Below are 21991 nucleotides of genomic sequence, written 5' to 3' on the forward strand. Positions count from 1 at the left end.
AAGCCTCGGGGGCCAGCTGCAATGACGGCAACGCGTGCACGACCGGTGACGTGTGCAACGGCTCCGGCACTTGCGGTGGCTCGGCGCTGAGCTGCAACAGCCCTCCCAGCCAGTGCTACGAGGCGGCTGGATGGTGAACTCCACGCGGCGGTTGAGGGCCATGCCCTCCTCCGTGGCGTTGTCGGCCAGGGGCATGCTGCGCCCGTAGCCCTGCGAGCACACGCGCTCCGCGGCGACGCCGGTCTCGATGAGGAAGCGCTTCACGCTGGCGGCGCGGCGCTTGGACAGCTCCAGGTTGTACTGGTCGCTGGCGCGCGAGTCGGTGTGACCCTCGATGAGGATGCGGTCCATCTTCGGGTTCTCCTCCATCACCCGCGCGACCTCCTCCAGCACCGGATAGGACTCGGAGAGGATGACGTCCTGGTCGGTGGCGAAGTTCACCTGCTCCAGGATGACGATCTTGTTCCCCGACGTGCGCGCGAGCGGACAGCCGTCACGGCCGCGCTTGCCCTGCGGGACGTCCGGGCACTTGTCGATGCGGTCCACCACGCCGTCGGAGTCCGCGTCGGTGTCCGGGCAGCCGCTGTTCTCCACCGGGCCCGCGAGGTTGGGGCAGCGGTCGCGCTCACCGATGACGCCATCGTTGTCGGGGTCCACGGGCGGCGGGGGCGGCTCGGGCGGCTCCTTGAAGCGCTCGATGGCCTCCCACTCGCGCGTCTTTGCGGGCACCCAGATGATGGACGTGAAGAAGCTCAGGTTCGGCGACGCCAGCGAGCAGCCGCAGCCCAGGCCACCGCCGAAGGTGAAGGTGACGCCCAGCGAGCTGTACCAACGCAGGCCGATGAGCAGCTCCGCGGGAATCTGCCGCTCCTGGCCCGGAGCCTTCTTGAGGCCGAACGCGCCGTTCACCATGCCGAGCGCGGTGATGCCGCTGCCGCGCAAGAGGGGCACCTCCGTGCCCAGGCCGAACGGCGCCATGTCGCCCAGCTGCGTGCCGCTGAAGATGACGTCCGGCCGCTTCCAGAAGCCGCCGTTGAAGGCGAGGAGGATGCCGGACTCGAAGCGGTAGTCGAGCACCAGGCCCGGCGCCCAGGTGAGCTCGCCGTCGCCCGCGAAGGCCTCCTGCACGCCGGTGGGGAAGCTGACGTTGAGCGTGAGTGACGCGCCCCAGCCGTGGCCCTCCGCGGAGCGGCGGAAGCCGGGGATGGCCACCTTGCCCATGAGGCGGAGGTCGCCCAGGGCGAAGCTCTCCACGGGCCCTTCGGTGCCGATGACCTCCAGGTTCTGGCCGCCCTGCAGGAGCACGAGCGGCATGTCCACGCCGACCTCGAACCAGTCGAAGAGGCCCACCGTGGCCATGACATCCAGCTGGAGCCGGTTGCCCACGAGGCTGATGGAGCCCAGGTCACCGTCCTTGGGGACGAGGGAGAGCGGGTTGAGGGAGTAGCTGAAGTAGGGCCCGGCGGCGACGGACAGGTGGGACAGGGGGCGGGACTGGGTGACCATCACCAGGTCCTGCGGCGCGCCGGACGGGCGGAAGACCTGGATGTTGAAGCGCGGATCCGGCGCGGCGTGGGCGGCGGTGGACAGCGCGAGGGCCAGCAGCAGCGGGAGGAGCGGCGTGCGGGAGGGCTTCATCGGACGCGGCGAGTGGAGCGCAGGAAGAGGAAGCCCAGGGCGAGGGTGACCAGCATGGCGGTGCTGCCGGTGGGGGTGTCCTCGGCGGTGGTGCCGCAGCAGAAGGCGCCGCCCTGGGGTTCAGTGCCGGGTTTGCGGCGGCCGCGTTCGCACTGCTGGGTTTCGGCGGAGCAGAACTCGACGCCCAGGCAGTCGCCGCTGTCGGCGCAGGTTTCGAGGCAGGTGTTGGAGGTGAGGTCGCAGGTGCCGCCGCAGGGGCAGTGGGCATCGGCGAAGCACTCGACGCACGTGGAGCCGTCGCACACGCGCCCCTGCTCGCACGTCACGGCGCAGGCGCCGGTGTTGGTGCAGGTGCGGGTGGTGGGGTCGCACTTGCCGCTGCCGCAGTCGGTGTCGTTGACGCAGCCCACGCACACGCTGTTCTGCGCGGTGCCGTCGGAGAGGCAGAACGGAGCGCCCTCGCCGCACGAGTCGCAGCGCGGGCCGCAGCGCTTGTCGGTGGTGCAGGAGCTGCATTCACCGCTGACGCAGGTCTGGCCGTCGCCGCATTCCAGGTCGTTGCGGCACTGGACGCAGACCTCGCCGTCGAGACAGTAGGGGCGCTCACCGGGGCACTTGGAGCAGCCGGGGCCGCAGCGGTCGGAGGTGTTGCACTCGGCGACGCTGTCGACGCAGGCGCCGTTCAGGGTGTCGCAGCGCTGGCCGTTGGAGCACTGGCTGTCGGTGGTGCACTCGACGCAGGAGGGCGGGGCGCCGGGAGTGGGTGCGGCGCACTGGGTGCCATTGGGGCAGCAGTTGCAGGAGTTGCCGGCGCAGGCGTCGTTGGTGTTGCAGGGCGTGCAGACGTTGTTGGAGCAGCTCTCACCGCGGTCGCATTGGGTGTCTTTGTTGCACTCGACGCAGGTGTTCGCGGTGAGGTTGCAAACCTGGCTGCCGGGGCACTCCGCGTCGGAGGTGCACTGGACGCAGGTGAAGTTCGGCTCGTCGCAGACCTGGCCGGAGCCGCAGTCGGAGTCGCGGACGCAGCCGGTGCACACGTTGGTGGTGGTGTCGCAGCGGCCCGTGGCGCAGTCACTGTTCTGGGTGCAAGCGACGCAGGTGAACTGGCCGTTGACCTCGGCGCAGATGGGCGCGGTTGGTCCGCACGGCGTGCACGTGCTTCCGCAAAGGAGGTTCGTGTCACAGGGCGCGCAGAGCGCAGCGGAGTTGCAGTAGTAGGACGAACCGCAACTGCCATTGCCGGGCTGATTCGCGAACTGGCGGTTGCACTGGACGCACTGGTCCAGGTTGTCCGGGAACGACGGCCGGCCGGTTTCGGTCTGGAACAGCTGCGCGGGCTGGACCAGGGTGAATCCGGCGGTGTTGAGCGGAACGACCGGAACTTGATTCGCCGGGCGGTCGTAGTCCGTGAACGCGCCGTCTAGAACCGAGAACTCCAGCGCCGCGTGCTCCACGATCTGCACGTAGAGCAGCTCAATGGCATAGAGCCCGGATTGGTTGAAGGTGACGGAGTTGGTGGTGCGTCGCGTGGGTGCACCGAGCTCTGGTGGCCGGATGACGATGTCGTACCGCGCGCTGGCCTTGTCGAACAGCACGAGGCTGATGGCGTCGTCGGCATAGAAGCCGAAGTGCAGGACCCGCCCGACCATGCTCGGAGTGACGTTCAAGTAGCCGCGGAAGCGGGAGACGAACCGGGTGGTCGAATCGTTGTAGTGGAATGGGCAACCGCCCTGCGCGCAGCCCGAGACCACATTGATGAAGTCGCCGTAGCTCAGGATGCGACCGTCGTTCAGGTTGTTCGACAGGTCGAACGCGGAGCGCAGCACGGAGGTCATGCGCGTCCCGCGGTTCTCCTCCATGTATGCATTCAGGACGTCCGTATAGAGCGACTGACTTTGCGGATACTCCGCCGCGGTGCGCGTCCACACGTTGGACGCCATGCAGAGCCCTGTGCCGACATCGTTGACCGGAGAGGGCGCCGCGGGTGCCCCCGTCACCACGACGGCCGGCAGCTTCTGTGCCACGGCAGGCGCGCTCGCGAGGCACACGGCGAGCAGGGACAGCGCGGCGTACGCGCGGAGCGGGAGGGGAGCTGTGCGCAAAGCGCGCGCAGCCTTACAGATTAAGTTGACGTTCTCAACCTTCCGCCCACGTCCCGAGTCCCAGTGCCTGAATGCGACCTGCAGGGTCCTCTGTCCCTCAGGGCCGCCATCAATCCGGACAGCGCGCAAAACAGGAAACCGTCACGCGCGACGGCACGCGACGTCCCCGTCCTGCGAGCGGATGAACGCCGCGGCGAGTTCGTTCCCCAGGGCCGCGCACAGCACCTCGAACGTCCGCCGCCGGGCTCCACCGAAGAAGCCCGGCTGCCGCGCCAGGGTCTCCGGGTGACGCACGAAGACGTTGTACCCGAGGATGCACCCGTCCGCGCGCAGCACGGTGATGCCGTCGGTGGCCATCATGCCGCGCAAGAGCTGCGCGGCCGCCCGCACCGCTGACGCCGCGCTGCCGTCCTGGGTCGCGTGGTGCCGGTCCAGCAACGCCACCACGTCCATGGGCCGGGGCAACAGGATGCCGTCCACGAACAGCGCTGAACCCGCGCGCTCGCGGGGCAGCACCGCCACCAGCGTGCCGTGCGAGGACTGCATCACCTCGAACAGCACCCGCCGGAAGAAGCCCCGCGCGTACTCGCGGCTGGAGGGCAGGACCTGCTCGGTCACCGCGCTCGCCAGCGCGTCCAGCACCGCGGAGGGCGGCTCCAGGTCGACGCGCGCGCCGGACAGGTACACGTGCCGGCACAGCCCGCCGCCTCCGCGCAGCTCGATGATGTTGTCAGCGAGCTGCAACACGCCCACCACCCGTGCGCCCCGGTCCGGCGCGTGCCGCAGGCGCTCCAGCGGCGTCTCCGCCAGGGGGAACGGATCCGTCCGGAAGATGCCGTAGGTGAGGCCCGAGGGCTCACGCAGCAGGTACAGCGCCCACCAGCGCCCCTGTCCCAGCGGCGCGCACTGCTTGAGCGCACGCTGGATGGTGTCGCGGTTGCGCGGCCCCGAGCCCAGGGGAATCGGGTCGTGCCCGCCCAGCATCTCCAGCATCGCGCCCAGGTCGTCACCCAGGAACGCGGTGGGGAACAGCAGTGCGCCCTCTTCGCGGTAGCGCGACAGCGTCACCAGCAGTTCGCTGAGCGCGTCCGCCGTCTGCGGACATGTCATGTCCGCCTCGTCGAGGAACGCACTGACGGACTCGGTCAGCAGGTGACGGAACGACAGGATGAGAGGAGAACCCGCCTCCGGGCCCGGACCGGTCATGGCGGACCCAGCATGACGCATCGGTGGCGACGAGGCACGAAGTCTCGCCGCCATCGCGGAGGCCGGGCCCTGTCAGAAACCGGCCGCCTACTCCGCCGCCCGCCGTGCCGTCTCCAGGGTGGAGGCGGTGCGCAGCCAGCCTTCCGCCTGGCCGTCCAGGTGGGACAACAGCTCCGCGAAGAAGCGCTTCTCCATGGCCTGAGCCAGCGTGGCCCCGTGCGCGTCCGCCCACTTGCGCGTCACCGTCGCGCGCACCTGGGCGCCCAGCAGATCCACGAAGCGCTCCAGCAGCGGCGTGGACAGGAGCGTCCCCGCCCACACCACCGCGTCATGGCCCAGGCCGCCGGTGGCCACCGTCACCACCGCCGCCGCCCCGGACGGCACCGAGTACACCAGCGTGGTGAGCGCCTGGAGCAACTCCTCGCGCATGCCGCCCTGCAGCTCGCTGCCCACCAGCTGGCGACAGAAGTCATACAGCGTGGCCCGGTCCGCCGCGTGCGCGTGCAGCGCGCCCAGGTCGAGCGGTGCATCCAGCCTGCCGAGCATCGCGGGCCCGAAGGACTGCTCCAGCTTCTCCCGCGTCTCCGCGTCTCCGCGCCACGCGGCCACTTCCGGCGCGAAGGCGTCCACCAGCCTGCGCAGCCCGTCCTTCAGCGAGTCATCCACCGCCTGCGTGGGCAGCGCCTCATTCGGCCGGGGGCCGGTGAAGGAGTCACGCACCTTGCGGCTCACGAACGAGAGCGCCGTGGCCAGCCCGCGGAACGGCAGGCGCACAAAGCGGTGGAAGGTGCTGCGCGCATCCAACTCGTCGCGGAACGCATCCACGAGCACGTCCGCGGGCACGGCCTTCAGCGCCGCCTGCGCGCCAATGCCTTGCAGGTCGTGCCGCAGCCGCTGCCGCAGTCGTTCCGGCTCACGGGCCGCGCGGGTCGCCGCTCGCGCCACCGCGTCCAGCTCCGAGCGCGCATCCGACAGCGAAGCCTCCAGCGCCCGTGCCTTCAACTCGCGCGCATGTTCCGCCTGTCCCAGCAGCGCGGCGAGCGGCGGCCGTCCATCCAGCGCCTCCGTGGCCAGCGGCTTCAGCCCCGCCTCCACCTCCGGCTGGTGCGGCGCCAGGTATCGCGCGATGGGCGGATGGCCCACGTCCTGGGCCAGCTTGTCCAGGTGGCCGCGCGCCACCTCCTCGCGCGTGGCCTCGTTGTAGACGAGCAGGTACGGCTTGCCGTGGCCCACCGCGGCGCGCAGGAAGTCCACCAGCGCCGCGTTCTGGTACGTCTGCCGGCTCACCACGAACACCAGCACGTCCACCGTGACGAGCAGGGCCTCCGCCCGCTCGCGGTTGTCGCGGTACACGCTGTCGAAGTCCGGCGTGTCCATCACCAGCAGTCCGCGCGGTACGGCATCCGACAGCACCAGGTACAGCCGGCCGGCAGGCCCGGGCTCGTCCACGGGCGCCACGGTGCCGTCGGCCACCGGGATGATGTCGTAGCGCTGGGTGAGCACGTCCTTCGGCGCGCCCGTCCACGTCTCTTGATTCGCAGCGGCCAGGCACTGCTTGGTGAGTCCGCCCTCGGGACGCGCGGGGGACAGGGACGCCTTCGCCAGCGCGTTGAAGAGGGTGGACTTCCCGACGTTGTTGGGGCCGGCGATGGCCACGAGGAGCAGCGGCGCATCCTCGGCGCCGGAGCCCAGGCGGGGCAGCAGGTCGCGGCGCAGGCGTTCAGCCAGGCGGCGGGCCACGTCGGCGTCACCGCTGTCGGGGAAGCGCTCGGAGGCGGGCAGGGCGTCCAGGGCGGACGCGAGGGCGGTGCGCAGGGCGCGAGGGTCCTTCATGGGCATAAGGGGCCATGTGCAAGACAGCACGCACGCGGCGTGGTGCCCAGCGCAGTGTGCGTACACTGTCCACCGGGGACACCCCTGGAGAGGCGCGATAGGGTGCGCCGCATGCGCTCCCTCCTCGCCTGCCTGCTCCTGTCGGGGTCCATCGCCTGCACGGCCACGAACGCCAATGCGCCCGCGTCCGCCGAGGCCCATGCCGAAGGCCCGCTGCCCTTCATCCCGGATGACTACGCCCGCGCGCTCGCGGACGCGAAGGCGAAGGGCGTGCCCCTGTTCGTCGACACCTGGGCGCCGTGGTGTCACACCTGCCGCTCCATGCGCGCGTATGTCTTCACGGACAAGGCGCTGGCGAAGCACGCGGACCGCTTCGTGTGGCTGGAGCTCAACACCGACCTGACCCAGAACGCGACGTTCCAGGAGAAGTACCCGGTCGAGTTCTGGCCCACCTTCTTCATCATCGACCCGCGCGAGGAGAAGGCCCTGCTGCGCTTCGCCGGCAGCGCGACGGTGCCGCAGCTGGAGCGCCTCTTCGAGGACGGCGAGCGCGCCTACCAGGGCGGTGCCACCGGCGCGGAAGCGCTGCTCGCTCGCGGTGATGCCCTCTACGGAGAGCGCAAGCCCGCGGAGGCCGCCGAGGCCCTGTCGCTCGCGCTCGCGGAGGCCCCCGCGGACTGGTCCCGCCGGGGCCGCGCGCTGGAGTCGCTGCTGATGGCGCAGTACGGAGCGAAGCAGTACGAGGACTGCGCGCGGAAGGCGGTCGTGGAGCTGCCGAGGGTGCCGCGCTCGCTCAGCCTGGCCAACGGCGTCCTCAATGGCCTCGGCTGCGCGCTGGCCATCCCGGAAGGCACGCCCGAGGCGGCGGACCTGCGGCACGCGCTGGAGGCGAAGGCGCGTGAGGTGCTCGCGCCGCCGGCCATCGACATGGAAGCGGATGACCGCTCCGGCCTGTACGAAGTGCTGGTGGAGGCGCGCAAGCAGGACAAGGACACCGCGGGCGCGAAGCAGGTGGCCCAGGAGTGGCTGATGTTCCTGGAGGGCGAGGCCGCGAAGGCGCCGAACCCCGAGGCGCGCAGCGTGTTCGACTCGCACCGAATGCTCGCGGCGATGACGCTGGAGCAGCCGCAGCGGGCCATCCCCGCGCTCGAACAGAGCGAGAAGGACCTGCCCCAGGACTACAATCCACCCGCGCGGCTCGCGACGCTGTACCGCCTGTCGGGCCGGCTGGACGACGCGCTCGCAGCGAACGACCGGGCGCTGGCGCGAGTGCAGGGAGCGCGGCGGCTGTCCGTGCTCTCCGGCCGCGCGGACATCCAGGTCGCGCGCAAGGACTCCGCGGGCGCGGTGAAGACGCTGGAGGAGGCGCTGACCTTCGCGAAGACGCTGCCCGCCGCGCAGGTGTCCCCGCGTCAGGTGGAGTCGCTGGAGAAGAAGCTCGCCGGGCTCAAGACCCCGGCCGCCGTCCCTGGTGCGGCGCCGTAACAGAAGCACGAGCCTTCGCGCGCGCCCCGCATGAGGCACGCGCGAACGTTCACCGAGCCAGCGGCACCGCGCGACGCGCGTCCAGGTCGAGCAGCTCGAAGTCCTCCGCGCGGCCCTCGCGCATGGCGCCGTCGGTGAACACCATCACCGCCTCACCCGCGCCCGTCACTGGCGGCGGGCCGTGCGCATAGTCCACCCGCGCCCCGTCCGTCACCAGGTGGCGCAGCACTCCATCTCGCACGGGACCGGGGGACACCAGCTCCCGCACCCGCTTGTCCCGCGTGTGGCCCACGACCTGGGTCAGCCCGAGCGGCAACCGCCGGGGATCAAACCTGCGACGAGGCGTCCCCTGCACGCGCTCCTCGTCCTCCGCGGCCAGGCTGGGCCGCTGGTAGAAGATGCCCACGCCCTCGCCATCCTTCGCAGTGCCCGGATGGTGCAGTCCTGGCAACACGAGCGGCCCGCCCTTCCACCCGGCCACCGCCCGGTCCATCACGCCGTTGAGCGCCTCCGCCACCGCGCGCGCATCCCCCCATCGCTCGGGCTCGAGCCCTACGACTCCCAGGTCCTCGCGAGTGACACCCGCGTGCAGCACCAGCAGCGAATCCCCGGCCGCATGCGCCACGCGGAAGCGCCGTGCGCGCAGCAGATACTCCACCCACGCGCGCTGTTCCTCGGTCCAGGTGCTGAAGTCCCGCGCCGCCAGCTCCGCCGTGGGCAATCCAGGCCAGCGCTGGAGGAAGTCGCGCTCCGCCGCCGCGTCGGTGTCGTCCCCCGCATAGACGCGGTCCGCCTCCACCTGCGCGGCGCGGAACGACGCATCGGTGAAGTCCGCCAGCTCTCCCACGCGTCCCAGGTCGTGGTTGCCCAGGAGCATCACCGCCTGGTCCGCCGGATGGGACGCGAGCCACGCCACCAGCCGGAGCGCGCTTCGGGCCACGCGCTCCCGGTCCGCCGCGGGACCCCAGTCGAAGTGGTCGCCCACGGAGACCAGGCACACGTCTGGCCGCAGCCCTCCCTCTTCGTCCAGCAGCCCGTGCAGCGACAGGATGGACAGCACCCGGTCGAAGTCCGCCTGCGGGTCTCCCATCGCCACGTGCAGCGTGCGGCGCTGGCCATCCGCCGCCAGCGCGTGTGGCCCCTTCGCCACCGCCGCGTCGGCGCGGGCCAGCGCCTTCCTCAAGAGCACGTCGTCCATCCCTCCATCCTAGTCATGCGCCGGGCAGTGCCCACCGGCCCATCAGGACTGGAAGAAGCGCGAGATGAGGGCGGAGCGGCTCTCCACCTGTGCCTTGTTCAAGAGGTGCGTGACGTGCACCTCCACCGTGCGCTCGGCGCAGCCCAGGTGCAGGGCGATGGCCTTGTTCGTCTCCCCTTGCACCACGTGCTCCAGCACCTGCGCCTCGCGCGCGGTGAGCCCCCAGCGCTGGGTCAGCACCGGCAGGCGCGAGGTCGGATCCATCGGCGGTCCGGGGTCCAGCACCAGGTAGTGGTCAGGCAGCCCCTGCGTGCGCAGCGGCCCGGAGGAGAACAGCGGCCCCGCGCCCGGGGGGCTCCGCAGACACTCGCGCACCTGCGTCGCCAGCGCCTGCGAGTCCTGCTCCCACCGCGCCTGCCCCGCCTTGTTCGCGTGCATCACCCGGCCGCTGAACGTGACGACCCATGCGGGCCGCCCCAGCACCTCCAGCGCCGCGCCCAGGGCCGGCCCCAAGAGGCCCGCCTCGCGCAGCCGCCGGTCCATGGCCATCCGCCGCTGGATGGCGGGCGTCAGCGCCTGCAACAGCCGCTGCTCCCGCTCCGTGAAGGGTTCGGCCCGGAAGGCGCCCACCCAACCCAGCATCATGTCGCCTTCACACACCAGCACCCGCAGCTGCGCGAACTGCTCCAATCCCAATTGCCGGTAGAGATTGAAGGCATACCCGGCCAGCTGCGTCCGCGCGTGCTCCCACTCCGCCTCGCTCAATCCCAGCCGCTCCCACAGCGGGCCTTCTCCCTCGCCGGTGATGGGCAGGGCCCGCAGCGTCTCCGAGATTCCCAGGGGCGAGAAGCGCATCGCCCGGTTGCGCTGGGCCAGCGGCGGACGCGCGGGATCGAAGTAGCCGAAGCGGCTCCCCGCCGGCGGCAGCGACGCGTCGAAGGCCTCGGAGAGGATGGAGGGCGGCTGCGGGAAGCCGACGCCGTGGACGAACGCCGTGTGATAGCGGTCCGGGCCCACGTCCACGCCGTAGGCCGCCGTCCGCTCCGCGCGCAGGGCGCTTCGGAGCGCGGCGAGGACCGTCGGCAGGGCCTCGGAGCCGGGCTCCAATCCCTCCAGCAGGCCCTCCAACTCCTGCAAGAGACGTTGGTCCTCGGAAATCAAATCAATCACGATTTTCTTACTATAGCCGTTGGGGACAATTGGAAGACTTGTGAGGTCGGGAGTGGAATCAGTGCTTCTTCCGCCTGTCCAGGTCGGAAGTGATTTCCTGCCCCCCGAGTCGTTTGGGACTCGCGTGATTTCCTCAATAGAAATGACTTTCGGCTGACGGCACCATGGCGTCACGTGCCCTTCCGGGGGGGTGGGCCGACCTAGGAGTCGAAGTATCCGCGTGTGCGCGCGCCGGGCGTTCCCCCAGGGATGTCCGGCGCGCTGCCCCTTTTGCGGCTCCTCTCCCTGCCTGTCCACCACCCCACGCGCCCGGTGCCATCATGCTCCGGACCCGAGGGGGCGCGGCGATGATGTCCGCGCCCGGAGGCACTGACATGCCGCGTGATTACGCCTACTACGCCCAGGCGCTGGAGGGACGGAGGCTGCCCCTGGCCTTCGCGGACCTGGACCTGCTGAACGAAAACGCGGCGGCGCTGGTGCGGCGCGCGGGCGGGTTGCCGGTGCGGGTGGCCACGAAGTCGGTGCGGTGCGTCGCGCTGCTGCGGCGCGTGCTCGACGGGCATCCCGGCTTCCGGGGCCTCATGTGCTTCAGCGCCGACGAGGCCGTGCACCTGCGTGAGCGCGGCTTTACCGACCTGCTCATGGGCTACCCCGTCGTGGATGCCGAGGCCCTGGCGGAGCTGTGCCGGCCGCCAGCGCCCGTGACGCTGATGGTGGACTCGGTGGAACACGTGGCGCTCGCCGCCCGCGCGGCCCGCCGGCATGGGACGCGAGCGCCGCTGTGCCTGGACGTGGACCTGTCCGTCGACCTGCCGGGCCTGCGCTTCGGGGTGCACCGCTCGCCGGTGCGCTCGCCGGAGGACGCGCTGGTGGTGGCCCGGAGCATCGCGGCGGAAGGGGACGCCGTGTTCCTCGCGGGCGTCATGGGCTACGAGGCGCAGCTCGCGGGTGTGCCGGACGCCGCGCCGCACGCGGGGCCGAAGAACGTGGTCATCCGCGCGCTCAAGCGGGGCTCGGTGGGCCGCGTGCACTCGCGCAGGCAGGCGGTGGTGGCCGCGCTGAAGGAAGCGGGTTTCGCGCCGCGCTTCGTGAACGGCGGTGGCACCGGCAGCCTGGAGTCCACGCGCGAGGACGCGAGCGTCACGGAGCTCACCGCGGGCAGCGGCCTGTACTCGCCCGCGCTCTTCGACGGCTATCGCGGCTTCCACCATCAGCCCGCGGTGGCGTTCGCCATCCCCGTCACGCGACGTCCCGGCCCGGGCCTCTTCACGCTGCAGGGGGGAGGCTTCGTGGCCTCCGGCTCGGCGGGCGTGGACAAGCTGCCCGTGCCCTACCTTCCCGAGGGCGCGAAGCTCCTCCCGCTGGAGGGTGCGGGCGAGGTACAGACGCCCATCGCGTACGCGGGGCCGGTGCCGCTGCCCCTGGGCGCGCCGGTGTTCTTCCGGCACGCGAAGGCGGGCGAGGTGTGTGAGCACTTCCGCACGCTGCTGCTCATCTCCGGCGGCCGCGTCGTGGAAGAGGTCCCGACCTACCGGGGCGAATGGGGGTGACGGCATGACGACCGAGGCGGCGAAGACGAAGACGTGGCGCAACTGGTCCGGCGGGGTGGTGGCCCATCCCTCCGGCTTCCTCCAGCCGGACTCCGTGGACGCCCTGAAGGCCGCGCTCCGCGACGCCAGCGCTCAATCGCGCACCGTGCGCGTGGTGGGCAGCGGCCACTCGTTCCCGCCGCTGTGCGCGACGGACGAGACGATGGTGTCGCTCGAAGCGCTGCGGGGCCTGGTGTCCGTGGACGACCGCACGCGCGAGGCCGTGGTGTGGGCGGGCACGAGCCTGCGCGAACTGGGGACGCTGCTCGCGTCGCACCGGCTCGCGATGGAGAACCTGGGCGACATCAACAAGCAGTCGCTGGGCGGCGCGCTGGGCACGGGCACGCACGGCACGGGCGTGGGACTGGGCATCCTCTCCACGCAGGCGGCGGAGATGACGCTCGTCACGGCGAGCGGGGACGAGGTGACGTGCTCGGAGGACACGTCGCCGGAGTTGCTCCAGGCCGCGCGGGTGTCCCTGGGCGCGCTGGGCGTGGTGACGCGGGTGCGGCTGCGCTTGCTGCCGGAGTACCGGCTGCGGCTGACGCGGCGGAACCTGGGGCTGGAGGAGTGCCTGGCGGGATTGGATGAGGCGCGGGCGCGCCACCGGCACTACGAGTTCTTCTGGTTCCCGCACTCCGACCGCGTGATGACGAAGGCGATGGACCTCACGGACGAGACCCCGCACGGGGTGGGCATGGGGCGCTGGTTCAGTGAGATGGTGATGGAGAACGCGGTCTTCGGCGCGGTGAGCCGTGCGTGCCGGATGCGGCCTGCGTGGTGCGCGCCGGTGAGCCGGCTGTCGGCGAAGCTGGCGTCGGAAGGCGTGCTGGCGGGGCAGAGCCACACGCTGTTCGCCACGCCGCGGCTCGTGCGCTTCCAGGAGATGGAATACGCCGTGCCGGTGGAGCGAGGGCCTGACTGCCTGCGCGAGCTGTCCGAATACATCACGCGCGAGCAACTGCCCGTGCACTTCCCGGTGGAGTACCGCTTCGTGCGCGGCGACGACGTGTTCCTCAGCCCGGCGCACGGCGGGGACCGCGCGTTCATCGCGGTGCATCAATACCGGGGCATGCCGCTGGAGCCCTACTTCTCCGGCGCGGAGGCCATCTTCCGCAACCACGGCGGCCGGCCGCACTGGGGCAAGCTGCACACCCAGACGGCGGAGACACTGAAACACCTGTATCCCCGCTGGGATGACTTCCAGCGCGTGCGCGAGCAACTGGACCCGGAGGGACGCTTCCTCAATCCCTATCTGAAACGTCTCTTCCTGGAGGAGGGTTCCCACCGGACCCGGGGTGAAATCGGAAGCGCGAGGCTCGCGTAAGGCGCGAAGCGCGTGACGCACCTTGGAGGCGGATTTTCGCGTCGTATCGCGTCAGACGATCCAGCAACCTCTCGATAATGCACAATCCAGCGCCCGGCATGCGGTTGGCTAGGGCACTGGCTGGCGCCAGGCCCGGTGGCGCCTTTTCGAGGGGGATGGATGCGGACGAAGTCTTCATGGAAGCGCGCGGTGACGGCGTCGATGCTGATGCTCGCCGTGGGGTGTCGCACGCCCGCCGTGGGCTTGAGGGCCGCGGGGGCGTCGGACTCGGGCAACTCGTCGGACTCGGGCGCTTCCAGCCAGGGTGACTCCAGTCAGTCGGACTCGGGCAACTCCAGCCAGGGTGACTCCAGCCAGGGCGAGTCCAGCAAGTCCGACTCGGGCAACTCCAGCGGTGGGGATTCGAGCAAGTCGGGTTCCAATGGCTCCAGCGACGAGGGCTCCAGCGAGTCGGGCTCGGGCGAGTCCAGCGACTCCGACTCGGGCAACTCCAGCCAGGGGGATTCGAGCAAGTCGGACTCGGGCGACTCCTCGGGTTCCAGCGACCACAGCTCCAGAGAAGGGGGCTCCAGCCACTCCGGTTCCAGCGAGAACAGCAACGCGGGCACCAGCGAGTCGAACCAGGTGGACCAGGGCGACGACTCGCGCACGCGCAGCGAGAGCAGCAACGGCCGCGAGAATCAGCTCCTGTCGACGGCCACGGTGGCGCTGACGGTGATGGGCCTGGGCATCATCATCTGGCAGTCGTACGCGCGCGCGGAGCGGCGCAAGGGCAAGCGCCCCTCACCGAAGGAGGTGGGGCACGCGGCCCAGGTGTACCTGCGGGCTCGCACGCACCAGCTGCGAGAGGACCTGGCGTTGGGCGCGGGCCCGACGGTGGAGGACCTGGCGCAGGCGGCGCGCATCCGCCGTGAGAACCTGGATGTCTTCGGCAAGTTGCTGCGCACGCACCGCAAGGAGCTGCTGATGATGGCGGACGCGAAGACGCTGACGCCCGAGCGCGCCCGCGCATGGCTGGAGCGCGTGGGCCAGCTGGCGCGCACCGAACCCCGGCTCGAAGAGGACCGTCAGGCCTTCATCCTGGAACAGGAGGGTGCGACCCAAGCGGCCGAGGCCCTCCAGTGAGGCCTCGCACAGCCTGGATGGGGTTGCTCACGGTGCTGCTGTTGCCGGTGAGCGCGCAGGCTCATGAGCAGCTCCAGGACACACCGTTCGAAGAACCCCTGGGCCACCTCGCGGTGCCTGCGTTCTTGAAGGAGCAGTCCCCGGAGGTCGTCCTGGCCGAGCGGGTCGCGGCACTGGAGGCCACGTCGGGCATCCTCCTGCGCGGTGCCGCGGCGCGGGATGCCTCGCTGGTCTCGGACGTGGAGGCGGGGCTCGCCGCCCTTCCTCCCGCGATGCGCCGTCCCCCAGGAGGCAAATTGGAGTTCGCGCTCCACCCGGAGCCCGCGCCGCTGGGCCTGGGTGACGGCACGAAGGCCCGTCCGGACTGGTCGGAGCAGCGCGAGCAGTTCCACCTCTACCGCTACGCCCCTTCCGAGGAGCGTCGCGCCACGTTGCGCCTGTCACGCCTCACCGACACGGAGGCCGAACATCTGTGGCGCCGCCGTGCCGTGGTGCACGCCGTGATGCAGCGCTGGGACGACGCTCGCGGTTGGAGCCGGCGTCCCCAGTGGCGCAGGCTGGACGGATGGCTGCTCCCCTTCGAGCGCCCGCTCACGTGGAAGGAGTCCGCGAGCATCACCTACGCGGGAGCCTTCAGCCGAGCCCGGGGCCAGGTCAGCGCCTCGCTGGACCTCGTCACGTTCGCGGAGGAGCTGTTCGTCCCCGTTGAGTCCCTGCGTCCGGACGCATTGCCCGAGGATGATCAGGTGCGCTGTCAGGAGCTGTCCAAGACGCGCGCCCTGTCGGAGTTCATCTCGGAGGCGCGCCTGGGCACGCTGCCCACGCGAGGAGACTGCCCGGCCTTCGACACGTGGGCGGAAGCGGATGCGCTCTCCCATCTGGAGGTCCTGCTCGTCGCGGCCACGGGCCGCCAGCCCCAATCCCTCTTCGGCCACCTGCTCCTGCGCCCGGTCTGGCGCGAAGGCGCCACGGTGCAGGGCCCCGGCTTCGAGCGCGTCGTGCAGCTCGTGGCCCTCACCGGAATGGAGGAGAAGGGCCTGGGCTACCTGATGAAGGGCATGACGGGCGGCTACAGCACCGTCTTCCTCACGGGCACCCTCGGCGACAGCACCCACGAGTCGCTGGAGCTGGAGCAGCGCACCATCCGACGCTTCCGGCTGAACCTCACGCCCGGCGAGTCCCAGCGCATGCTGGAGCGCATCTGGGAACTCGAGCGTCGCGGCTACCTGGGCTACTACTTCTTCACCGACAACTGCGCCGCCGCGCTGCTCTTCCTCCTCAATGGCTCGCTGGAGAACGGCCGTCACGTGAGCGCCCCCGGCACGCTGTGGGTCCTGCCCACGGCCACGCTGGACACGCTGGCGAAGACGAACGTCGTGGACGCGAAGGGACTCACGGTGCCGCTGCTGGAGCACGTCCCGGACGCCCTCGAATCCACGGGAGACCGCGCCCGGCGCGCGCTCGTGGAAGAGGAGCGGCTGCTCACGAAGCTGGCCTCCCTGCTTCCGTCCCCCGCGCTCGCGCCGTTGCACCACGTGCACCGCCGCCTCCAGTCCCCTGAACCCGACGTGCGCAGGCAGGCCTACGAGCTGCTGCCTCACGCCGTGACGACAGCGCTCGACGCCGCTCCTCCATCCGCGCGCGCCGAAGTCCGCGATGCCCTGCACGCCTACGTGGCGCACGCGGTGCGGGTGGAGCGCGCGGCGGTGGACCAGGCCGAAGGGGAGAAGCTCGCCATCGAACGTGAGCGCTTCGTCGCCCTCGAGCTGAAAGGGCAGGGCGGCGCCGCCCAGGGCGTCAAGGACCGGCAACTCCTCTTCGAGCGCGAGGACGACATGCAGCGCAAGCTCGCGGTGCTCGACCGCACGGCCCTGCTCCAGCAGGCCCTGGACACGGCCATCAAGCGGCCGCCCACGCCGGACGAGCTCAAGGCCCTGGTCCGCGCGGAGCACACCGAAGCCGCCTTCGCCGCGGCCACCGAGGCGCAGGGCGAGCTCAACGACGGACCGCTCGCGGATGTGGATCCGCGGGCCTTCCTCGCGAAGGACCATGAACAGAAGGTGGAGCTCGAGACCACCTGGGCCCGGGGCGCGCTGCGCGAATCCGGCGCGGCCCGCACGGTGGTCAGCGGCGGCGTGGACTTCCCGGAGGTGGGCGCCGCGCGGCCGGTGGTGAGCCTGCGCACCTCCGCGATGAACGAGGCCCTGGGCGACGCGCGCCTGCACGGCTTCCAGTCCAGCAGCGAGCTGCGCGTGCTGGACGGAGAGCTGTCGGTGGAGCCGCGCTGGGGCGTGCCGCGCATCCTCGGCTCGCGGCTGACGCTGGTGGGCTACCGCACGCTGCTGCCCGAACTGCCCCAGCAACAACGGTCGTTCTCCGACTCATTGGGCTGGGGCGCGGAAGCGAAGATGTCCACGGACATCGACCGTCCGCTGCCCTACCGCGCGACGGTGGAGGCGGAGGCGCTGGGCGTGGTGGCGGCCTCGGAGCGCTTCGACACCTTCCTCGCGGTGGGGGTGGGCGCCCAGGCCACGATGGCCTGGAGCCCCCGGGAGACGGTCCCCACGGTGGGGCCCCGTCTGTCATTGTCCCATCGCATGGGCCTGCCCGGCCCGGGCAACAGCGCCCTGCGCCTGGAGGCCACGTACGTGCCGTCGTGGCGCACGGGCATCACGCCGGGCTTCACGCACGAGGCGGACGCGACGCTCCAGGTGGAGTGGTACCTGGGGCGCATCTCCCGGTGGAGCGTGCTGCTCACTCCCCGCGCACAGGTCCACTGGGAGGGGACACTCGCGTCGTGGGCAGGTCCCGGGAGAAGTCTCGCGAGCCTTCCGGAAGGGCTGGCGCGACATCGCCTTGCGCTAGGAGTGGAGGTCCGCTGACGTACTGCGAGCGGAAGATGGGGACCTCACCGGTCCACACCGGACGGCTGGAGGCGCCGCAGAGGGCCCCGATGAACAGGCCGATGACGTGCAGCATCGTCCAGTTCCACCAGCCCAGGCCGTAGAAGACGCGCACGGAGCCCACGCTGAAGACGTTGAAGGCCACGAAGAACGCGGCGGGCACCACCACCGAAGCGACGAGCGCGGCGGCCAGCGCCCGGCGGGGGCGTCCCGCGTGGAAGCCGCCGAACGTGCCGGCCAGCAGGCCGTTGAACAACGGAATGAAGAACGTGACGGCGCTGATGAGCACCATCGTCAGCACGCTCACGTCGAACCGGTTGTGCTTCCAGACGACGCGGCTCTCCTCCACGCGCGTGTCGGGCGGGAGGGTCGCGTACTCGGACCGCCCGTTCTCCATCTCGAAGCGGCGCTCCGGAAGCGCGACGCGTCCGGATTCCTCCGTATAGGTCTCATCCATGGAGCTTGTCCTCCGTGCGGGCGGGGGAAGAACGTGCCCGGACACCTTGGGAGATGGTGCTGGAAGCGGGCGGGTGGAAGGGCTGACGGCTCCACCGGTCCTCGGGGAGGAAGGCGCATGCCGTGCCTGCCCGCCGGGAATTTCCCGACCCGGCGTGGGGGCGGATGCCGCACACGGGGGCTGTAACGCACCGGAGACTTGGCGTCCGGTGGCTGGCGGCTATGCTGCCGCGCCTCCGCCGTACCGCTTCCCAGCCTGGATGGATTCCATGAGCCTTCGCCGCAACCTGCTGACCATCGCCGTCCTCTCCTCCGCGCTGCTGTCCGCCTGCGCGCTGCGCCCGCGCTACAACGAAGTCATCCAGGCGAACGGCGCCACCGAGCTCCAGGCGGGCCAGCTCGTGGTGCTGCGCGTGACGGACGCCGCGACGGGCCAGCCGGTGAAGGGCGCCAAGATTCTCGGTGGCGAGTACCGCAACCACATCAACGCGACCACCGACGAGAACGGCGAGTTCTCCCTCCAGCTCGACCCGGGACTGGTGAAGGAGAACCCCCTGGTGGAGGTCGTGCTGCCCAAGGGCGTGGCCCACTACAAGCTCCAGGTGGTGCCCTCCGGTCAGGCCCCGGCTCCCGAAGGCGCCCCCATCGCTCCCCCGGCTGAGTCCGCCGTGGAGCCGTCCACCACGCCCGCGACGCCCGGCGCTCCGTCCGAGACCGCGGCCCCGGCTGCCTCCGAAACGGCGAAGTAGGTCCGGTTCGTCAGGTGAACCAGCGAATCAGGCGCCTGCCCTGCAAGCGCCTGAACGCACCCAGCCGCCGCTGGAAGTCCTCGCCGATGGTGACGAAGCGCACGCCGCAGCGTCCCCGCGTGCGCTCTCCGGCGGAACGGCGGGACCACATCACCTGGGCCTGGAAGGGGACCTCCTCGTCCCCCAGCAGCAACGCGCCTTCGACGAGATCGCCCGCCTTCATCGGCTGGAGCATCTCCGCGCAGAAGCCGCTCTCCGACACATCCCGCGTGTAGAGCGGCAGCATGCCGCGCAGACGGACGGCCAGGCGATGCTCGAAGCGAGGCACGGCTCGGGGGAGGTGCATGCCCTCGAATCCTGGCGGATTCCGTTCAAGTAGTAAAATTGCGCCAATAGAAAGCAGGCGGGCAGGCGGACCCGCTGTGCAAAGCCCGAGATTCGTTGAGAAATCTCCTGGGAGGAGGGAGCGGGCCATGTCGAAGGCATTCACCAAGGAAGACGGGGGCGGCGACGAGGGGCTCACCCCCGCGCGTCCACGGTCGACGTCGGCGGAGCAGCGCTACATCACGCCGGAGGGCTACCGCGCGCTCCAGGAGGAGCTGCTGGAGTCGCAGGGCCCCGCTCCTCAGGACTGGCCGGAACTGGAAGCGGGAGTGCGCAAGCGCGAACGGGAGCGACGGGCGCGCGAGCTCACCGCCATCTTGGAGGACGTGCGGGTGGTGGAGCCGGATCCATCGCAGGCGGGCCGCGTCTTCTTCGGCGCGTGGGTGGTGCTGGAGGACGAGGACGGCGCGCGCATGCGCTATCGCATCGTCGGTCCGGATGAGGCGGACGTGAAGGCGGGGCGGCTGAGCGTGGAGTCCCCGCTGGCGCGCGCGCTCCTGGGCAAGGAGGCCGGAGAGGCCGTGCAGGTGGAGCGTCCGCGCGGCACGGTGGAGTACGAAATCCTCGCGGTGGAGTACGCGGAGTCCGAAGCGGCCACTGCCGCGCCGTGATTCAGCGCTTCGTGGCGACGACGGTGACGAGCCGGCCAAAGGGCTCCGGCATGTCGCCCTCGCGCACCTCCACGTCGAATCCCGCCGCCTCCAGCAGCGTGCGGGCGCGGGGCACGAGGAACGTCAGGTAGTACATGACGAACGGCGGCTTCCAGAGCGCGTTGCGCACGCGCATGGCGGCGTTGAAGCCCTTGGCCACCCAGTAGCCGGGGTTGAGCGCCGACGGCGGCTGCGCGGTGACGAAGACGAAGCGGCCACCGGGCTTCAGCGCTCGTGTGATGCCTTCGACGAGGCGCGGCTCGTCCTCCTCCAGGATGTGCCCGAAGGCGCCGAAGCTGGTGATGAGGTCGAACGCCGCGTCGAAGGGCAGCGCCAGCGCATCGCCCCGGACGAAGTCGAGCGCCGCGTTGCCCGGTGCATCCGCGAGCCTGCGCCGCGCTTCATCCAACATGCCCTGGCTCAGGTCGAACCCGACGACGCGCTCGCGGCACAGCGGGCGCAGCACGCGCATCGCGGCGCCGGTGCCGCAGCACACGTCCAGCGCGCTGCCCACGCTGCCTTCCGGGCCCACGTGCGCGAGGGCGGCCTTGAGCACCGGATCCGGCGTGCGGAACGGCGTGTGCTCGAACTTGGGCGCGAGCAGGTCGTAGCCCTGCTCGACGGAGGTGAGGGCCTGCCGTGCAAGTTCGCGGAAGGTGGGGCCGTCGCGGTGGAGCATGGGACGAGGTGTACCCACATCCCCCCTGGCTTCGCCACCGGGGTGGAGAAGGACTCGATGGGATTTGAATGTTCCGGCGGGGGCCCCGTCAGTCAGGACAAGCAACTCGGACGGAGGATGGAAGACATGGCTTTCAAGCTCGGACTCGCGACCCTGGCCTTCGGTGCAATGCTGCTCGGTTCCTCCACGTCGTTCGCGGCGGACTGGCGCGGCCCGACCCGGGCGGATGCGCAGTGGGGCGGCCAGCAGCGGTACAACGGCGGCTGGGATTCCGCGCCGCAGGGCCAGGCGTTCCGCTACGACAATGACGACGCGAAGACGCGCCGCTTCATGGGCTGCCGCGGCCCGAACTGCAACCAGGGCCCCATGCCGCGCCCGGTGGATTCGCGCGGCCGCTACGAGCTGCAGACGGTGGAGCGCTGGGTGCCGGCGCGCTACGAGCAGGTCTGGGTCCCCGAGCAGTGTGTGTCCCGTGGCCGCCACGGCCGCCACACGCGGTGCACGCCGGGCTACTACGACCAGCGCTATGTGGCGGGCGGCTACCAGGCGGTGACGGAGTGGGTCTGGGTGCCGTACGGCGGGCGCCGCTGGCAGACGGTGGTCTACTACCCGTAGCCAACACGAGGAGACGAGACGGGACGGACGACGCAAAGGGGAAGCAGGGGAACAACGCGGGGCGGCACCTGGTGTGGGGACTCCAGGTGTCGCCCCGCGTTGTTTTTTCGCGGGCGGGCCTGTTAGGCAGGGCCCGCATATGGGGACCGCATTCATCACGGGCGCGGGCGTGCGCATCGGCAGCGCGGTGGCGCGAGCACTCGGCCGCGCCGGCTACGACCTGGCGCTTCACGCGAACCGCTCCATGGGGCCGCTGGAAGCACTGGCGCAAGAGCTGCGGGAGCTGGGCCGCGGCGTCACGCTGTACAGCGGCGACCTCTCCGACGCGCAGGCCGTGGACGCGCTGGGCGCTCGGGTCCGGGAGGCGCACCCCGCGCTGGACGTGGTCGTCCACAACGCGGGGCTCTACGAACGCGTGGACTTCGAAGCCGTGACGCGCGAGCAGTACCGCCGCATGCTCGCCGTGAACGTGGACGCGCCCTTCTTCCTCACGCAGGCGCTGCTGCCGTCGCTGCGCGCGGGGAAGGACCCGCTGGTGGTGCACCTCACGGACATCGGCGGGGAGCGGGCGGTGAGCCACTACTCGCACTATTCGGTGAGCAAGGCAGGGCTCGTGATGCTGACGCGAGCGTTGGCGGTGGAGCTGGCGCCGCACGTGCGAGTCAACGCCATCTCGCCGGGCGTGGTGGCCTTCCCGGAGCACTTCGACGAAGCCGCGCGGAAGGAAGTGCTCGACCGCGTGCCCATGGGCCGCGAGGGCAGCGTGGAGGACGTGGCGCGCACGGTGGTGTTCCTTGCGCGCGAGGCGCCGTACCTCACCGGGCAGGTCATCGCCGTGGATGGCGGAAGGAGCGCGCAGCTGTGAGCCATGAACCCGTGTGG

Annotated in this window: 17 protein-coding genes; 9 read left to right on the plus strand and 8 right to left on the minus strand. The window is 70.9% G+C overall.

The window, feature by feature from the left end; all coding sequences use genetic code 11:
* The 4 genes from traB to D7Y15_RS06165 form a co-directional block, all read right to left on the minus strand.
* On the minus strand, positions 1–1638 hold a 1638-nt coding region (gene traB, locus D7Y15_RS06150), incomplete at its 3' end, for an outer membrane exchange protein TraB (RefSeq protein ID WP_233604841.1).
* The gene (gene traA / locus D7Y15_RS06155) at positions 1635–3740 is read right to left on the minus strand and encodes an outer membrane exchange protein TraA (RefSeq protein ID WP_233604842.1); all 2106 of its coding nucleotides are present in this window, start codon (positions 3738–3740) and stop codon (positions 1635–1637) included. The genes traB and traA, both read right to left, overlap by 4 nt.
* A gap of 141 nt (positions 3741–3881) precedes the next feature.
* Positions 3882–4946, minus strand: a complete 1065-nt coding sequence (locus D7Y15_RS06160; protein WP_120574821.1) for a hypothetical protein — start codon at positions 4944–4946, stop codon at positions 3882–3884.
* Positions 4947–5033: 87 nt separating this feature from the next.
* Positions 5034–6779 (minus strand): GTPase, encoded by a 1746-nt coding sequence (locus D7Y15_RS06165; RefSeq protein WP_121752010.1) that lies wholly within the window; start codon positions 6777–6779, stop codon positions 5034–5036.
* A gap of 111 nt (positions 6780–6890) precedes the next feature.
* On the opposite strand from D7Y15_RS06165, the gene D7Y15_RS06170 reads away from it, so the two are divergent.
* Complete coding sequence (locus D7Y15_RS06170) at positions 6891–8264, plus strand: thioredoxin family protein (RefSeq protein WP_121751970.1); 1374 nt, start codon at positions 6891–6893, stop codon at positions 8262–8264.
* Positions 8265–8313: 49 nt separating this feature from the next.
* Here the strand turns inward: D7Y15_RS06170 and D7Y15_RS06175 are convergent, their stop codons facing one another.
* Entirely contained in the window at positions 8314–9462 is a 1149-nt protein-coding gene (locus tag D7Y15_RS06175; RefSeq protein ID WP_121751971.1) for a metallophosphoesterase, read from the minus strand.
* Positions 9463–9504: 42 nt separating this feature from the next.
* Positions 9505–10632, minus strand: a complete 1128-nt coding sequence (locus tag D7Y15_RS06180; protein ID WP_120574824.1) for a LuxR family transcriptional regulator — start codon at positions 10630–10632, stop codon at positions 9505–9507.
* A gap of 374 nt (positions 10633–11006) precedes the next feature.
* Here D7Y15_RS06180 and D7Y15_RS06185 point away from each other — a divergent pair, with 374 nt between their 5' ends.
* The 5 genes from D7Y15_RS06185 to D7Y15_RS06210 all read left to right on the plus strand — a co-directional run bounded on the left by D7Y15_RS06185 (position 11007) and on the right by D7Y15_RS06210 (position 18781).
* Positions 11007–12182, plus strand: a complete 1176-nt coding sequence (locus tag D7Y15_RS06185) for an amino acid deaminase/aldolase (protein ID WP_121751972.1) — start codon at positions 11007–11009, stop codon at positions 12180–12182.
* Between the two features lie 4 nt (positions 12183–12186).
* Complete coding sequence (locus D7Y15_RS06190; RefSeq protein WP_120597391.1) at positions 12187–13548, plus strand: D-arabinono-1,4-lactone oxidase; 1362 nt, start codon at positions 12187–12189, stop codon at positions 13546–13548.
* 159 nt (positions 13549–13707) lie between these two features.
* On the plus strand, positions 13708–14673 hold the full coding sequence (locus tag D7Y15_RS45600) for a hypothetical protein (RefSeq protein WP_233604843.1): 966 nt from the start codon (positions 13708–13710) through the stop codon (positions 14671–14673).
* A complete protein-coding gene (locus D7Y15_RS06200; protein WP_121751973.1) occupies positions 14670–17555 on the plus strand; it encodes a DUF4105 domain-containing protein in 2886 nt (961 codons plus the stop codon). The genes D7Y15_RS45600 and D7Y15_RS06200 overlap by 4 nt, the downstream gene beginning before the upstream one ends.
* Positions 17556–18301: 746 nt before the next feature.
* Complete coding sequence (locus D7Y15_RS06210; RefSeq protein ID WP_121751974.1) at positions 18302–18781, plus strand: hypothetical protein; 480 nt, start codon at positions 18302–18304, stop codon at positions 18779–18781.
* Between the two features lie 10 nt (positions 18782–18791).
* Here the strand turns inward: D7Y15_RS06210 and D7Y15_RS06215 are convergent, their stop codons facing one another.
* A complete protein-coding gene (locus D7Y15_RS06215) occupies positions 18792–19127 on the minus strand; it encodes a PilZ domain-containing protein (protein WP_139919482.1) in 336 nt (111 codons plus the stop codon).
* Positions 19128–19254: 127 nt separating this feature from the next.
* On the opposite strand from D7Y15_RS06215, the gene D7Y15_RS06220 reads away from it, so the two are divergent.
* Positions 19255–19776, plus strand: coding sequence for a GreA/GreB family elongation factor (locus D7Y15_RS06220; RefSeq protein ID WP_120574831.1), 522 nt, complete (start codon positions 19255–19257; stop codon positions 19774–19776).
* Between the two features lies 1 nt (position 19777).
* Here the strand turns inward: D7Y15_RS06220 and D7Y15_RS06225 are convergent, their stop codons facing one another.
* Positions 19778–20494 carry a class I SAM-dependent methyltransferase gene (locus D7Y15_RS06225; RefSeq protein ID WP_121751976.1) on the minus strand — a complete coding sequence of 239 codons (717 nt, stop codon included), beginning with the start codon at positions 20492–20494 and terminating at the stop codon, positions 19778–19780.
* Between the two features lie 126 nt (positions 20495–20620).
* Between D7Y15_RS06225 and D7Y15_RS06230 the strand changes: the two genes are divergently transcribed.
* Positions 20621–21109 (plus strand): hypothetical protein, encoded by a 489-nt coding sequence (locus D7Y15_RS06230; protein ID WP_169825510.1) that lies wholly within the window; start codon positions 20621–20623, stop codon positions 21107–21109.
* 139 nt (positions 21110–21248) lie between these two features.
* Positions 21249–21974: an SDR family oxidoreductase gene (locus tag D7Y15_RS06235; RefSeq protein WP_121751977.1), complete on the plus strand. Its 726-nt coding sequence runs from the start codon at positions 21249–21251 to the stop codon at positions 21972–21974.
* Positions 21975–21991: the final 17 nt, after the last annotated feature.

Origin of the sequence: Corallococcus sp. AB030 (assembly GCF_003668965.1) — a bacterium.
Classification (GTDB): domain Bacteria; phylum Myxococcota; class Myxococcia; order Myxococcales; family Myxococcaceae; genus Corallococcus; species Corallococcus exiguus.

Bases quoted from the DNA above. Each gene is read 5' to 3' on its own strand.
- D7Y15_RS06235 (WP_121751977.1), top strand. From the start codon at position 21,249: ATGGGGACCGCATTCATCACGGGCGCGGGCGTGCGCATCGGCAGCGCG.
- D7Y15_RS06215 (WP_139919482.1), bottom strand. From the start codon at position 19,127: ATGCACCTCCCCCGAGCCGTGCCTCGCTTCGAGCATCGCCTGGCCGTC.
- D7Y15_RS06160 (WP_120574821.1), bottom strand. From the start codon at position 4,946: ATGACCGGTCCGGGCCCGGAGGCGGGTTCTCCTCTCATCCTGTCGTTC.
- D7Y15_RS06190 (WP_120597391.1), top strand. From the start codon at position 12,187: ATGACGACCGAGGCGGCGAAGACGAAGACGTGGCGCAACTGGTCCGGC.
- D7Y15_RS06175 (WP_121751971.1), bottom strand. From the start codon at position 9,462: ATGGACGACGTGCTCTTGAGGAAGGCGCTGGCCCGCGCCGACGCGGCG.
- D7Y15_RS06230 (WP_169825510.1), top strand. From the start codon at position 20,621: ATGGCTTTCAAGCTCGGACTCGCGACCCTGGCCTTCGGTGCAATGCTG.
- D7Y15_RS06210 (WP_121751974.1), top strand. From the start codon at position 18,302: ATGAGCCTTCGCCGCAACCTGCTGACCATCGCCGTCCTCTCCTCCGCG.
- D7Y15_RS06170 (WP_121751970.1), top strand. From the start codon at position 6,891: ATGCGCTCCCTCCTCGCCTGCCTGCTCCTGTCGGGGTCCATCGCCTGC.
- D7Y15_RS06165 (WP_121752010.1), bottom strand. From the start codon at position 6,779: ATGAAGGACCCTCGCGCCCTGCGCACCGCCCTCGCGTCCGCCCTGGAC.
- D7Y15_RS06225 (WP_121751976.1), bottom strand. From the start codon at position 20,494: ATGCTCCACCGCGACGGCCCCACCTTCCGCGAACTTGCACGGCAGGCC.
- D7Y15_RS45600 (WP_233604843.1), top strand. From the start codon at position 13,708: ATGCGGACGAAGTCTTCATGGAAGCGCGCGGTGACGGCGTCGATGCTG.
- D7Y15_RS06185 (WP_121751972.1), top strand. From the start codon at position 11,007: ATGCCGCGTGATTACGCCTACTACGCCCAGGCGCTGGAGGGACGGAGG.
- D7Y15_RS06220 (WP_120574831.1), top strand. From the start codon at position 19,255: ATGTCGAAGGCATTCACCAAGGAAGACGGGGGCGGCGACGAGGGGCTC.